Source organism: Arthrobacter sp. SAFR-044 (assembly GCF_059414985.1).
In genome coordinates this window covers 1-13,703 of sequence record NZ_JBPFDN010000003.1, presented here as the reverse complement: position 1 = coordinate 13,703, position 13,703 = coordinate 1, and the positions used below count along the sequence as shown (strand labels likewise).

The window sequence follows — 13,703 nt, the reverse complement described above, 5'->3', positions numbered from 1 at the left end:
TCCTTAGATGTTGAAGGCCGGTTCGAGCACCTTGGAGAAGAAGCTCCGGGTGCGCGGTTCCTGGGGGTTGCTGAAGATGTCCTGCGGGGTGCCCTGTTCCACGATCTGGCCCTGGTCCATGAACACCACGGTGTCCGCCACGTCCCGGGCGAAGCCCATCTCGTGGGTGACGATGATCAGCGTGGTGCCGGACGTGGCGAGCTCGCGGATGACGTCCAGGACCTCGTTGACCAGCTCCGGGTCAAGGGCGGAGGTGGGCTCGTCGAACAGCAGGATCTTGGGGTCCAGGGCCAGCGCGCGGGCAATCGCCACGCGCTGCTGCTGGCCGCCGGAGAGCTGGCGCGGGTAGGCGTCAGCCCGGTCCTTGAGGCCAACCCGGTCCAGCAGTTCCAGGCCGCGGCGGCGGGCTTCCGCCTTGGAGCGTCCCTGCGCTACGACAGGGGCCTCCGCCACGTTCTCCAGCGCGGTGAGGTGCGGGAACAGGTTGAAGCTCTGGAACACCATCCCGATTTCGGTGCGCTGCTTGAGGACGTCCTTTTCGCGGAGCTCATGCAGCCTGTCACCGCGGACCTCGTAGCCCACCAGTTGGCCGTCGATGGTGATGTGGCCGCCGTCGACCTTTTCCAGGTGGTTGATGGTGCGCAGCAGGGTGGACTTGCCGGATCCGGAGGGGCCCACGATCACGGCCACTCCCCCGGGTTCCACCCTGAGGCTGACGCCTTTGAGGACTTCGGTAGCGCCGAAGGATTTGCGGACGCCGGTGAGTTCCACCAGGCCGCGCGTAGCGGTGGGGGCGGTGAGGGTGTCAGTCATCAGGAGTTCCTCCGGGTGGGGACAGCGGCGTGGGTGGCGAAGAACGTGCGGGCCTTCTGCAGGGGCGTCAGCGGCAGGTTCCGCACCGCGCCCTTGGAGTAGTGCCGCTCGATGTAGTACTGGAACACGCTCAGCACGGAGGTGATCACGATGTACCAGAGGGTGGCCACCAGCAGCAGCGGGAGGACCTGCTGCGTGCGGTTGTAGATGACCTGCACCGTGTAGAACAGCTCGGAGTAGGCCAGGACGTAGACGATCGAGGTGCCCTTGACCAGGCCGATGATCTCGTTGAACGCGGTGGGCAGGATGGCGCGCATGGCCTGCGGCAGGACGATCCGGGTGGAGCGGCGCCAGGCCGGGATGCCCAGGGCGGCCGCGGCTTCCAGCTGGCCCTGGTCCACGGACAGGATGCCGCCGCGGATGATCTCCGCCGAGTATGCCGCCTGGTTCAGGGTCAGTCCCAGCACTGCTGCCGCGAACTGGCTGATCAGTGTGGTGGTCTGGACCTCGAAGAACCGGACATCGGTGAACGGGATGCCTAAGCTGATTTTCTCGTACAGGTAGCCCAGGTTGTACCAGAGGAGCATCTGCACCAGCAGCGGCGTGGACCGGAAGATCCAGGAGAACGTCCAGGACACCGAGACCAGCAGCGGCGACGCTGAGAGCCGCATCAGGGCCAGGATGAACCCCAGCACGAACCCGAGGATGCCGGAGATCGCGGTCAGCTTGAGCGTTTCCACCAGCCCGTTGACCACGGACTGGGCGGTGAACCACTGCGCCACCACGCCCCACTCCCAGCGCGGGTTGGTGGCCAGGGACCAGGCCACCGCCAGGACGCCAAGCGCGACGACGGCGGTCCCCACCCAGCGCCACGGATGCTTTGCTGCCACTACCCGGTAGGACGAGTAGTCCGGGGCCTCCCGGGCGGCCGCCCCACCTTCCGGCCGTCCGGTTTTCGGTGGCGCTTCCGCCGGCGGTGCCGGCTGCGGCTGTTGTGACTGCGCCACCGTCGTTGCTGCTGAACTCATGTGCCACCTCGCTTCTCGTCGTGGGATCAGGTCGGGCCGTTTCCCGGGGGCTGGGACCGAGCGGCCCGTTGCTGGCTGCAAATCTAGGACCGGCCGGAACGGGCCAGCAAGGCGCGCAGTTGCATAAGTTCACGGGGCTTCGTGCGGCGTCATGAGTCGGTTTTTTGCGTCCCGTAACGTGCCATGACGCGGGATTAACGGGCGTGACCAGGCGCTCGACCGCCGTCGACACGGCTGCCTAGCATGGGCACTCAATCCAGCCCCGGCCGTCAGGAGCACCCATGCCAGCCACCATCCCGGCGATCGTCTTCATTGGCGGCGGACCACGCACGGCGGGTGTGCTCGAACGGATCGCCGCCAATAGGCCTGAGGTCTTCGCGGGCCCGCTGCAGATCCATGTGGTGGAGCCGCATGTGCCGGGTTCGGGCCGCATCTGGCGCTACGACCAGGACCCAGGGCTCCTGCTGAACTCCATGGCGGCGGACATCACCATGTTCACGGACGCGTCCGTGGAGTGCGAGGGCCCCGCCGCACCAGGTCCAGGGCTCGCCGAATGGGCCGCCGGCGTGCTGGACACCTCCATCCTCGACGTCCCTGACTTCCCGCAGCAGCTCCGGGACCAGCTGCGGTCCCTCACCGGCGCCACCTTCCCCACCCGTCAGCTGCAGAGCCAGTACCTGGAGTGGTTCTTCCGCCGGACTGCCAAATCGCTAGGTCGCAGTGTGACGGTCCACCGGACCACCGCCCTCGGCATTGCCGCTGTGGATGGCGGCCATGAGGTGGAGCTCGCCAATGGCCGGACGCTGCACGCTGACATCGTTGTCACCGCCGTGGGTCACACGGACTCCCGCCCCGACGCCGTCTCCGCCGGGTTCTCGGACTTCGCCGCCCGGCACGGCGGCTACCACGCGGCACCCAGCTACACCACCGACGTCGACTACTCCCCCATCGCCCCCGGGCAGGACGTGATCGTTGCCGGGATGGGCCTGGCGTTCGTTGACCTGCTTGTCCTCCTCATGGAGGGACGCGGCGGCAGGTTCGAGGAAACGGACGACGGCGGGCTGCGCTACCTTCCGTCCGGACGTGAACCACGGCTGTGGGCAGGGTCGCGCCGCGGGGTGCCGTACCACTCGAAGATTTCCTCGACCCTGCGCGGCCAGGCTCCGGGACCGCTGCGCTTCTTCACTGCTGCCGCCGTGGATGCCCTCCTGGACGCCCACGGCGAACTGGACTTCCGTGAACACCTGTGGCCGCTCATCGCGAAGGAAGCCGGCTACTACTACTACCGGGAACTCCTCACCGGCAGCCCCGAACGGGGTGCCATGGAGTGGGAGGTGTTTGCCGCCCGCTACTCGGAGGTGGACTGGTACAGCGGCGGGCGCGCGGACCTCGTGGCGGCCGCCGTGCCGGACCGGGGCCTGCACCTGGACCTGGAGCGGCTGGACCGGCCCTTGGGTGGTGTCCGCTTTGCCGGCCACCAGGATGTACAGGATGCCGTGGCCGGGTACATAGAAGATGACCTGGCCCTGCGCGACAGCCCCGACCATCCGGAAACCCTCGCACTGTTCCTCGCCCTGCTGCACGTGTACATGGAGGTGGGGCGCGTGGTCCCGGCGGAGCGCCTCAACGCGAAGTCCCAGCAGGTCATTCACGGCTGGTGGCATGGCTTCTTCAGCTTCGTGGACTCCGGTCCGCCGCCGCACCGCCTCCGCCAGATACTGGCGCTGCACCGGGCCGGACTGCTGCAGTTCCTCGGCCCCGGCCTGGACGTCGCGGCCGACGAAGCCACCGGAAGGTTCCGGGCTACATCACCCCAATCCGGGGTTTCGGTTTCCGCCACGGCGCTGATCGAGGCGCGGCTGCCGGCCACCTCGGTGGCCCGCTCCCTCAACCCGGTGCTTTCCTCGCTGTATCGGAGCGGACTGGGCAGCGAGCAGCAGCTGCTGACCTCGGATGGGATCCACTCCACCGGGAAGCTGCTGGTCTCCTCCGGGCACCACCTGGTTGACGCGGATGGCCGGGCCCAGGCCACCCTCTTCGGCGTCGGGCCCGGAACATCCGGCTGGGGTGCCGGCGCCTTTGCCAGGCCCAACACCAACGCGGCGCCCTTCCGCGAGAATGATGCCCTGGCCCGCACCATCCTCGGCCTTGCCCGGGACGTCGCTGCCCGGGCCACAATTACTCCAGAACCAGCCGCCGTCGGAAAGAGTTGACCAGTGACAAGGAATGACCAGTGACCGCAGAACCCTGCCTCCGTCCCGTCCCTCTCAGCCCCAGGCCACTGGATTCCGCCAGGCTCTCGGTCCTCAGACTGCCCATGGATGATCCCCGGGTCCGGCCGCTCCTGGACGAGCTCGCCGTCGAATATGACACCCGGTACGGGGACCTGTCCGGGCGCACGGCCGCCGCGGACGAGCTGAACCGCTACCCCGCGGCCGAATTCGAGGAGCCGCACGGCGCGCTCCTGGTGGTCCAGGAGGACGGCGAGTCGATCGCCGGAGGCGCGTTCCGCCGCTACGACGAAACCACCGCGGAACTGAAGCGGATCTGGACACACTCGGCCCACCGCCGTCGTGGTCTGGGACGCTTGGTGCTGGCCGAACTCGAAGACCTCGCCGCCGCCCGCGGCTACTCCAGGCTGTACCTGACCACCGGGCCACGGCAGCCCGAGGCCAAGCACCTGTACTTGAACGCCGGATACCAAGCGCAGTTCGACCTGGACGCCGACCCGGAAACCATCGGGCCGCTGGCGTTCACCAAGGACCTGCCGAAAAATTGACTGCCCGGTCTGCCCGCGAGGCGGGGCAGCCGCCGCTAAGCTGGCGCCATGGCCACCAAAACCACAGCAGAGAAGCTTGCCACCATCCAGCAGGGCTACACGCTGGAAGGCGCCACGATCGAACTGGGGGCCGCCATCATCGACGGCGAGCTCCACAAGGACGCGCCGGTGCGGCTGCCGCTGGCCATGATGAACCGGCATGGGCTTGTGGCCGGCGCCACCGGTACCGGCAAGACCGTGACGCTGCACATGATGGCCGAGCAGCTGTCCACGGCGGGCGTGCCCGTGTTCCTGGCCGACATCAAAGGTGACCTCTCCGGCCTGGCGACGGCCGCCGTCGGCAGCGACAAACTCAGGGCCCGTACGGACAGCATCGGCCAGGCGTGGGAGGGCAAGACCTTCCCCGTGGAGTTCCTGGCGCTCGGCGGCGACGGCAACGGCGTCCCGGTCCGCGCCACCGTGACTTCGTTCGGTCCCATCCTGCTGTCGCGGATCATGGAACTGAATGACACGCAGGAGTCCAGCCTGCAGCTGGTGTTCTATTTTGCGGACAAGAACGGCCTGGAGCTGATCGATCTCAAGGACCTCCGCGCCGTGATCCAGTTCCTCACCTCTGACGAGGGCAAGGACAAGCTCGAGGAACTCGGCGGCCTGTCCAAGGCCACCGCCGGCGTCATCCTGCGGGAGATCGTGAACCTGGAGGCGCAGGGGCTGGAAAAGTTCTTCGGCGAGCCGGAGTTCGACACCGCCGAGCTGCTGCGGACCGCCCCCGACGGCCGCGGCGTGGTCACCTGCCTGGAGCTCCCGACCCTGCAGACCAAGCCCATGCTGTTCTCCACGTTCCTCATGTGGCTGCTGGCAGACCTGTTCGAGGACCTCCCCGAGGCCGGCGACCTGGACAAACCCAAGCTCGTGTTCTTCCTCGACGAAGCCCACCTGCTGTTCAACGGCGCCACCAAAGCCTTCCTGGACGCCATCACCACCACCGTCCGGCTGATCCGGTCCAAGGGCGTAGGCATCTTCTTTGTGACCCAGACTCCCAAGGATGTCCCCGCCGATGTGCTGGGGCAGCTGGCCAACCGGGTCCAGCACGCCCTGCGCGCATTTACCCCGGAGGACGCCAAGGCCCTCAAGGCCACGGTGTCCACCTTCCCCCTGAGCGACTACGACCTGGAAGAGACGCTGACTTCGGCGGGCATTGGCGAGGCTGTCATCACCGTCATGAACGAAAAGGGCGCGCCCACTCCCGTGGCGCTCACCCGGCTGCGGGCCCCGGAATCCGTCATGGGCCCCAGCGAGGACGCCCTGGTCCGGAGCACGGTGGCGGGTTCGGCGCTGCTGGGCAAGTACGGAACTGCGGTGGACAACCCCTCCGCCTATGAGAAGCTCACCGGCAAGGCCGCCGCCTCCACAGGACCGGCGGCACCTGAGCCTGACCGGGCACCTGCCACTCCTTCAGCTCCGGGCGCTCCGGGCGCGTACGACGTTGACGCCGAGGCCCGCCGGATCGAGGAGGAGATCCTGGGCAGGCCCAGCAGCAGGCCCGCGCAGGCACCCGAACCCCAATACAGTGAGCCTCAATACGACGAACCGCGGGCCTCCGAAGCGCGGGAGTCCAAGCCGCGGGCCAAGGCCACCCGGACGCGCCAGCCCCAGCCCCAACAGCCCGAGCCGCAGCCGGGCGGCATGATGGGCGACCTGGGCGGCGTACTCGGGGGTGCCCTGGGCGGCGGCCTGAAGAGCATGGCGCGGTCCATGGGTACCCAGTTGGGACGTGAACTGCTCCGCGGAGTGTTCGGAACCTCGTCCCGGCGACGTCGCCGCTGACCCCGCCACCGGTGTCCGGGGAGGCTGCCCAGGGTTCCTGTTGAGGCTGTCCCGGGTGCCGCCGTCGGGCGTTAACCGGGTGGTGCCGTGCACATTAGGGGGGACACCAACTTTAGAGTGCGTCCGCACTGACGTTACTGTGTAGAACGTGCAGATGAGTCAAGCGTTGGTGAGGATCGCGGCCGGATGGCTGCTGGGCCTCATGCTTGCCGTCGCCGGAGCCATTGTGGCCATCAACGTTGTGAACAACACCGTGGCCAGCCCGCAGCAGCCTGTCAGGGAATACCTGGACGCGCTCAGGAGCGGGGACGGCGGACGTGCGCTGGGGCTCCTCCGGGCCGCGGTTCCGCCCAGCAACGCCGCCATGCTGGACGGCACCGGCTTGCAGACGGCAGCCTCTCGCGTCACGAATGTGTCCATCGGGGACCCCCAGGAACGCCCGGGAAACCAGGTCATGGTCCCGATGGAATACACCATTGACGGCAGCCGGCTGCACACGGAATTCCTGCTGCAGAAGACCGGTACCGAGTGGCTGTTCTTCAACACGTGGGCATTCGTCCCGTCACGGCTGCCCACCGTAGATATCACCGTGGTCAATGGCAACGAGGCCGTGGTCAACGGCGTTCCGGTGAACATGCCCAACGGCCGCAATTCCTTTGCCGTGTTCTACCCCGGCGAGTACGAGGCCTCCCTGGACGGGCAGTACTTCTCGGCTCCCGCCACGCGTGCCACCGTCACCGCCAAGGACGCCCCGGTGGCGCCGCTGAACCTGCTGACCCAGGCCACTGACAAGCTGAAGAACGATGTTGCCGCCAAGGTCAGGGAATTCCTGGACGGCTGCGCGGCCGAAGCCATCAAGGAGCAGAAGCTCCAGCCGGACTGCCCTTTCTATTACGCCAGCAACAACCGGGTCCAGGACGGCAGCATCCGGTGGAGCGTCACCGAATACCCGAATGTCTCGGTGGAGCCTTTTGACGGCCGATGGGTGGTCTCGCCGCTGGACGGCAAAGCCAAAGTCGAGGCGCTCCAGCAAAACGCCTTCACCGGGGCCTGGTACCCGCTGGACGCCGAGGTGGACTTCAGCTTCACCACCCGCCTGGACGTATCGGGCGACACGGTCAAGGTCACCCCGCAGCTGAGCTTCTAGCCCTGTCCCTGCCACCTGCGCCAGACTGGCCCAGTTTTGAAGCCATGCGGGACGGGTTGTTCACTGTCCTAGGCCCAATCCAGCCGAAATCTGGGCTGGTTTGGCAGAGGCCACCGCAGTGAGCCCCGGGCCAGCACCTCCCGGACCTGCGCCAGGACGGAGTCAGGCGCATAAACCACGTCATCGTAGAAGAACCTAAGCACAGGCAATCCGTGACGGACCGCCTGGTTGTCCCTGCGGCGGTCCTTTTTGAATTGCCGGGGTTCAAGGTGGAAGGCGATTCCATCGATTTCCACAATCAGGAAACCCTCCAGCAGGAAGTCCACCCGGCCAATGCCGTCTATCCACACCTGCGTCTCGGTGGCTATGCCGGCTTCCCTGAACAGCACCCGGGCCAAGGTTTCCAGGAGAGAGTCTGCGCCGCGTTCAACCTGTGACACCACGTTCCGTGCCTTGCCGGACCGGTTGCCGTTCAGATGGCGGAACAGGAAGGACGGCTCAATGTCCCCTCTGTTGTAGGCGCACTCCACCATGACCAGCGACTCGAGTTCAGGCAGGCACAGCAGCGCGTGCAGCAGGACGTCGGGCAGTGCGGCAAGGGTCCGATGATGGGCCTGCTGTGTCAACGGAAGTCGGTGGCTGACACAGCGGGCTGCACTTCTCCCGTTGCTCTGCCAGTAGTGGGGCCGCGGCGGGGGTTGAAGCTGCCAGAGACCGTACTGCGAGGCGGCGGACGCGCAGGTCAGGAGGCTCCGGGCCAGTCCTGCTGCCACCAGTTCGGCGTCAGCACCGGGAAGGGCCAGCAGCCCGCGCTCCAGCCGCACCACATGGCCGCTACGGATTGCGCGTCGGATGTCCGTATCCGTTGCACCGGCGGCGATAACGTCACGCCGCAGCAGCACTCCTCCAGCCGATTTGAGGATTTCCGCAGGTTCCATCACGCCACGATGTCTGCTCCGTGTGGCCGGCGACAGGCATCACGGGCGCCATGTGGACAAACCGCTCCCCAGACCAGCCCAGTTTTCGGGCTGCTGGAACAGAACCGGCCCGGTCTTCAGGCCTTAACAGTCTGAAAACCGGGCCAGTGCGGCACAACCTTCGCCGGGTCAGTCCATCCCGCGCAGGTCGAGGACCAGTTCGGTGTCGCCGTCGGCCTGCAGGACTACCGGGATGCCCCAGTCCTGCTGGTACAGGTGGCACGCGGCGTGGTCCGGGATCTCGCCGTCCTCGGTTTCGGGGCCGTCGCAGGCCGCGGCGCGGGCGGTAATGTGCAGCACGCCTTCCGGAACGTCCGCGGACAGCTCCAGGGTCCGCAGCAGGCCCACGGAGGTTCCGCCACCGGATACCAGTAATTCGGGCGGCGTGGAGGAGATCTTCAGCTGCGTGGGATCGCCCCAGCGGTCATCGAGCTTCTGCCCGGTGGGAGCCGTGAAGCGGACGGTCAGGTCCAGCGTGCCCGGCGCCACGGGGCTCTTGGGCCGGTGGGTCTGGGAGGCGCCCTCATCCACCTGCTGCGCTTCCTTGGGGATGGGAACGTACACCAGCTGGTGCTTGTTTGCCTCGACCACCACCAGGAGGGGCTCCGAGCCCGCGGACTGGGTGTGGTCCACAATCACGTCGGACGGTTCGGACAGGCCGCGGGCCAGCGTGGACACGGTGCCGGACGCGGGGTCGTAGCGGCGCACGGCGCCGTTATAGGTGTCCGCGATCGCCACGGAGCCGTCCGGCAGGACGGTCACGCCGAGCGGGTGCTGCAGCCGTGCCTCGGCGGCGGGGCCGTCGCGGAAGCCGAAGTCGAACAGGCCCTTGCCTACGGCGGACTCCACGGTGATGGACGCATCGTCAGCGATAACCAGCTTGCGGAGTGCCGAGGTTTCGGAGTCTGCCACCCAGATGTTGCCGTCCGCATCCTCGGCCAGGCCGGAGGACTGGGCGAACCAGGACTCGTGGGCGGGACCGTCGAGGAGCCCTTCCAGGCCGTTGCCGGCGATGATCGATACGGCGCCGGTGACGGGGTCGAAGCTGAAGATCTGGTGTGTCCCGGCCATGGCCACTACCACCGCATTGAGCTTGCGCGACCACACCACATCCCACGGCGAGCTCAGCGCAACTTCCAGCGGGTCGGTGCCCAGCGAGCCGCTGAAGCCCGCGCCGTCCTCATCCACCCGCGCCGGGCCGGTTTCCAGCAGGCGCTGGATGCCGTTGCCGGCCAGGGTGGAAGCCTTGCCGTCCGTGAGCGACAGTCCCCGCAGGCGGTGGTTGACAGAGTCTGCAATGACGACGTCGTAGCCCGCCTTGGCTGCCACGTCTTCCGGGAGCAGGACCAGGCCCTGGGGCTCATTGAACTGGGCGCTGGCGGTGTCCCCCGCGGCGGGTCCGTCGGCGTAGCCCTTGGTGCCCGATCCGAAGGTGGCCAGGACGGTTTCGAAGTCGGTGCCGAGCTCCACCAGGCGGTGGTGGCCGGTGTCGGTGACCAGCCAGGATCCCTTGTCGGCAGCAACGGACGCCGCGGCACCTGCTGGCGCGCCGCCGTCGGCCGTTCCAGCCGTGGACCCGCGCCCCGGCGGGAGGAAGAGTGCCTTGCCGGGGAAGCGCAGGGTACCGGACGTCGCCTCGGGGGCCACGTAGGGGCCGGAGCCGCGGTGCAGGGTGCCCTTGGCCTCGTGCTCGGCGATGAGTTCGGGGATCAGCACCGCGAGCCCGTCCGCGTGGCCTTCGCCCGAAAGGTGCGCCACGATGTAGCCCTCGGGGTCGATGACCACCAGGGTGGGCCAGGCGCGGGCGGTGTACGCCTTCCAGGTGTCCAGCTCGGGGTCGTCCAGGACAGGGTGGTGGATCTCGTACCGCTCCACCGCTGCGGCCAGGGCCACCGGGTCCGCCTCGTGCTCAAACTTGGGCGAGTGGACTCCCACGGTGACCAGGACGTCCGAGTACTGCTGCTCGAGCGGCCGCAGCTCATCGAGGACGTGCAGGCAGTTGATGCAGCAGAAGGTCCAGAAATCGAGGAGCACGATCTTGCCGCGCAGGGCTTCAAGGTCCAGGGACTTGCCACCGGTGTTCAACCAGTTGCGGCCCACCAGTTCGGAGGCCCGGACCCGGGCATGGGTGCGTACGGTTTCGCTCATCAGCGTCCTTCCAGCTTGTTGCGTTCAGCCAGCTTGGCGTCGCGTTCGGCCAATTTGGCAAACATATCGTTGTAAGCGGTCAGATCGGCGTCGTTATTCCTGTCCGCCGCACGGTCAACCCGTTTGGTCTCCCGCTGGTCCGACCTGGACCACATGACGGCGACGCCTATCGCCACCAGCAGCGTTGGCACCTCGCCAATGCCCCACGCCACCGCGCCGCCGGCCTGCTGGTCAAGGAGGGCCGATGGTCCCCAGGTACGGCCCAGGTTGCCGAAGTAGTCCGCTGCCATCAGGCCTGTGCCGCCCATGATGGACACACCGAAGAAGGCGTGGAAGCCCATGGTGGCCAGGAGGAGCAGCAGCCGCATGGGATACGGGGCCCGGCGCGGCAGCGGGTCCGTACCGATCATGCTCAGCACGAAGATGTATCCGGTGAGCAGGAAGTGCAGGTTCATCAGTTCGTGGCCCACGTGCTCGCGCATGGCGAAGCCGAACAGGTCCGAGTAGTAAAACAGGATGATGGAACCGGCAAAATTGGCAGCCGCGAACAGCGGATGGGTGACCAGCTGCGAGAACTTCGAGTGGACGAAGACCAAGAGCCACTCGCGGGAGCCGCGGGAGCCGTCGCCGCGGGCGGGCAGGGCACGCAGGGCCAGGGTCACCGGCGCACCCAGCACCAGGAAGATCGGGGCCACCATGGTCAGCGCCATATGGTCCACCATGTGCGCGGAAAACAGGATGCGGCCATAGACCGACGGCGGCCCGGACGTGATGTACGTCAGCACCACCAGGCCGATGACCCAGTTCACGGACCGGAACCACTGCCAGGAGTCGCCGCGCCGGCGGACTTTGGCAACGCCCAGGAAGTAGGTGACCAGGCCGAAGAGGGCCACGCCGACCCAGATCCAGTCCAGGCGCCACTCAGTGAGCCAGCGTTCCGGCGTGAGCTCAGGGGGCAGGTCGTAGCCGCTGAGGATGAAGGCCGGTGAGGCATTGGGCGCCAGTTCCGTTGGCTGCGGTGGGGCTGAACGGCCCAGGGCCACGGCGATGCCCGACGTGGCGCCCATGACCAGCAGCTCCGCCAGGACCAGTTGCCACAGCACCCGCCGTGAAGACATGGTGGCCCCCTTGCGGCCCAGCTGCGGGATGACCCACTGCCGGTGCATGAAGCCGATGCCGCCGAGGACCACTGCCGCTGCTGTTTTGGCCAGGATCAGCTGCCCGTAAGCGGAGCCGAAAAGATCCGACCAGCTGGTGACGCGGATGCTGGCGTTGATGATTCCCGAGGCGAAGACCAGGACAAAAGCGAAGCCAGCCAGGGTCGAGAAGCGGCGCAGCGTGGGCTCGGTGATGTCTGTTGCTGTCCCCGGTTTGCTGCCTGTCAGGATGCCGGACAGCAGGGCCAGGATGATGATGCCGCCCACCCAGGTGCTGACACCGAGCAGGTGCAGTCCGAGCGAGTTGATGGCGCCCTCGTGGTCCGACGAGCTGGAGGAGTGTCCGATCAGGGCCGTGGGCACCAGGCCGATGAGGGCCAGGATGAGGGTAAGGGCCAGGCCGCCGAGGGACCGGACGCCGAACAGCGCGGTTGTCACCACTGCGGCAATGATGGTGACGGCAAGCCAGGCCCGGCCCGTATCGATGTCCGTCATGAAATAGACCAGGGCCTGGGTAAAGGCGGGATCACCGGACAGCCCTTGACCGGCGACGTCTGCGTAGGTGAGCACCAGGACCGCGATGGCGGACAAGGTCCACACCGCGCCCGCGGCGGCAGCCACAGCCAGCACGCGGGTGAACGCGGGATGCTCGGCCGCGCCGCCTGCGGGTGCTTCCCGGCCCCGGCCACGCGCGTTGAGGTTTTTCGGGAGGATGCCGACGGCGAAGATCAGGCCGCCGACGACGGTCGCCAGGGACACGTTGTGGATAGCCTTGCTGATGGGCAGCCCCCAGCGGACCAGGGCTCCCGGATCAGCGACGCTGCGGGCCGCTGCTGCACCGGAGAAGATCAGTGCTGCCGCGAGGCCCAGGAAAAGCGCTGCCAGGCCTGCCAGCTGCCAGGGCACGGGGATCCCCCGGCTTCCGGCGTCCCGGACCGCAGCTCCCTTGCCAGGATTGGTCTGGGGAGGTGTGGAACGTGGTTTTGCGGCAGAAGACACCGTTCCATTGTCCGCTACGCCCGCCCGGGCGGCGAATCCGGGTTAAACGCCAAGGAGCGGCAACCTGTGGGGTTGCCGCTCCTTTTCCGGCCGGCTGTGTGCCGGCCGGGAATAAGCTCTACTTCTTGGAGACTGCGGCCTTCAGCTTGGAGCCGGCGGTCAGCTTAACGCTGTGGCCTGCTGCAATCTGGATGGTTTCGCCGGTCTGGGGGTTGCGGCCGGTGCGCGCTGCGCGGTCGGTACGCTCAACGGCGAGCCAGCCCGGGATGGTGATCTTCTCGCCGGCGGCGACAGAAGTCTCGAAAACCTCGAACAGTGCGTCGAGGACGGAGTTGACGGCAGCCTGGCTGGTGCCGGCCTTGCCAGCTACCTCTGCAACAAGTTCACTACGGTTCTTAGCCATTGATGTCCTCCTGGACGGTTCTGATTCTGGAGCCTGCACACGGCATGCGCGCAGGCCACTGTTCGAAAACTTACCAGCTTGGGCGGTTGCGGGCCGCAAATTCCGCGTGTTTCCGCCACTTTTTGAGGTTAATCACCGATTCTTCGGGCGTTTTCACCTTCTTCAACCCATCACGGGCATCGCGCAGCACAGCGGTCCACGCTTGGGTAACAGGTAAGTACGACGGCGGCCGGCACCTCCCAGCCACTGGCCGCCAAGATCAATGTCCAGAAGGCCCGCGACGTGCGGTGTTGTGGTGGTTAAAGTCGGAGGGCCCTGACATTCCTTGTCAGGGCCCTCCATTAATGATGTTCCGGCGGTGACCTACTCTCCCACACCCTCCCGGGTGCAGTACCATCGGCGCTGTGGGTCTTAGCTTCCGGGTT

10 protein-coding genes and 1 rRNA gene are annotated in these 13,703 nt (G+C 67.1%); 4 read left to right on the top strand and 7 right to left on the bottom strand.

What is annotated here, in order from left to right; all coding sequences use genetic code 11:
* Positions 1 to 3: 3 nt before the first annotated feature.
* Complete coding sequence (locus ACR65J_RS05160) at positions 4 to 813, bottom strand: amino acid ABC transporter ATP-binding protein (protein WP_440166694.1); 810 nt, start codon at positions 811 to 813, stop codon at positions 4 to 6.
* Positions 813 to 1,841 (bottom strand): amino acid ABC transporter permease, encoded by a 1,029-nt coding sequence (locus ACR65J_RS05155; protein ID WP_440166692.1) that lies wholly within the window; start codon positions 1,839 to 1,841, stop codon positions 813 to 815. The genes ACR65J_RS05160 and ACR65J_RS05155 overlap by 1 nt, the downstream gene beginning before the upstream one ends.
* A gap of 281 nt (positions 1,842 to 2,122) precedes the next feature.
* On the opposite strand from ACR65J_RS05155, the gene ACR65J_RS05150 reads away from it, so the two are divergent.
* The 4 genes from ACR65J_RS05150 to ACR65J_RS05135 all read left to right on the top strand — a co-directional run bounded on the left by ACR65J_RS05150 (position 2,123) and on the right by ACR65J_RS05135 (position 7,594).
* On the top strand, positions 2,123 to 4,054 hold the full coding sequence (locus tag ACR65J_RS05150; RefSeq protein WP_440166690.1) for an FAD/NAD(P)-binding protein: 1,932 nt from the start codon (positions 2,123 to 2,125) through the stop codon (positions 4,052 to 4,054).
* A 20-nt stretch (positions 4,055 to 4,074) separates the two neighbouring features.
* The gene (locus tag ACR65J_RS05145; RefSeq protein WP_440166688.1) at positions 4,075 to 4,620 is read left to right on the top strand and encodes a GNAT family N-acetyltransferase; all 546 of its coding nucleotides are present in this window, start codon (positions 4,075 to 4,077) and stop codon (positions 4,618 to 4,620) included.
* 48 nt (positions 4,621 to 4,668) lie between these two features.
* Complete coding sequence (locus ACR65J_RS05140; protein WP_440166686.1) at positions 4,669 to 6,447, top strand: helicase HerA-like domain-containing protein; 1,779 nt, start codon at positions 4,669 to 4,671, stop codon at positions 6,445 to 6,447.
* Between the two features lie 154 nt (positions 6,448 to 6,601).
* Complete coding sequence (locus ACR65J_RS05135) at positions 6,602 to 7,594, top strand: hypothetical protein (protein WP_440166684.1); 993 nt, start codon at positions 6,602 to 6,604, stop codon at positions 7,592 to 7,594.
* A gap of 68 nt (positions 7,595 to 7,662) precedes the next feature.
* On the opposite strand, the gene ACR65J_RS05130 is transcribed toward ACR65J_RS05135, so the two are convergent.
* From ACR65J_RS05130 to rrf, 5 genes are all read right to left on the bottom strand, one after another.
* Positions 7,663 to 8,532 carry a type IV toxin-antitoxin system AbiEi family antitoxin domain-containing protein gene (locus ACR65J_RS05130; protein ID WP_440166682.1) on the bottom strand — a complete coding sequence of 290 codons (870 nt, stop codon included), beginning with the start codon at positions 8,530 to 8,532 and terminating at the stop codon, positions 7,663 to 7,665.
* Positions 8,533 to 8,700: 168 nt separating this feature from the next.
* Complete coding sequence (locus ACR65J_RS05125; RefSeq protein WP_440166680.1) at positions 8,701 to 10,719, bottom strand: NHL domain-containing thioredoxin family protein; 2,019 nt, start codon at positions 10,717 to 10,719, stop codon at positions 8,701 to 8,703.
* Positions 10,719 to 12,875 (bottom strand): bifunctional copper resistance protein CopD/cytochrome c oxidase assembly protein, encoded by a 2,157-nt coding sequence (locus tag ACR65J_RS05120; RefSeq protein ID WP_440166678.1) that lies wholly within the window; start codon positions 12,873 to 12,875, stop codon positions 10,719 to 10,721. Before ACR65J_RS05120 ends, ACR65J_RS05125 begins: the two co-directional genes overlap by 1 nt.
* 118 nt (positions 12,876 to 12,993) lie before the next feature.
* Positions 12,994 to 13,278, bottom strand: coding sequence for an HU family DNA-binding protein (locus ACR65J_RS05115; protein WP_011693739.1), 285 nt, complete (start codon positions 13,276 to 13,278; stop codon positions 12,994 to 12,996).
* 350 nt (positions 13,279 to 13,628) lie between these two features.
* Positions 13,629 to 13,703 (bottom strand): 5S ribosomal RNA (rrf, locus tag ACR65J_RS05110); the annotation flags it as partial.

What these genes read in the sequence shown, in the direction of transcription:
- ACR65J_RS05160 (WP_440166694.1), bottom strand. Translation starts at nt 813, where the DNA reads ATGACTGACACCCTCACCGCCCCCACCGCTACGCGCGGCCTGGTGGAA.
- ACR65J_RS05155 (WP_440166692.1), bottom strand. Translation starts at nt 1,841, where the DNA reads ATGAGTTCAGCAGCAACGACGGTGGCGCAGTCACAACAGCCGCAGCCG.
- ACR65J_RS05150 (WP_440166690.1), top strand. Translation starts at nt 2,123, where the DNA reads ATGCCAGCCACCATCCCGGCGATCGTCTTCATTGGCGGCGGACCACGC.
- ACR65J_RS05140 (WP_440166686.1), top strand. Translation starts at nt 4,669, where the DNA reads ATGGCCACCAAAACCACAGCAGAGAAGCTTGCCACCATCCAGCAGGGC.
- ACR65J_RS05135 (WP_440166684.1), top strand. Translation starts at nt 6,602, where the DNA reads ATGAGTCAAGCGTTGGTGAGGATCGCGGCCGGATGGCTGCTGGGCCTC.
- ACR65J_RS05130 (WP_440166682.1), bottom strand. Translation starts at nt 8,532, where the DNA reads ATGGAACCTGCGGAAATCCTCAAATCGGCTGGAGGAGTGCTGCTGCGG.
- ACR65J_RS05125 (WP_440166680.1), bottom strand. Translation starts at nt 10,719, where the DNA reads ATGAGCGAAACCGTACGCACCCATGCCCGGGTCCGGGCCTCCGAACTG.
- ACR65J_RS05115 (WP_011693739.1), bottom strand. Translation starts at nt 13,278, where the DNA reads ATGGCTAAGAACCGTAGTGAACTTGTTGCAGAGGTAGCTGGCAAGGCC.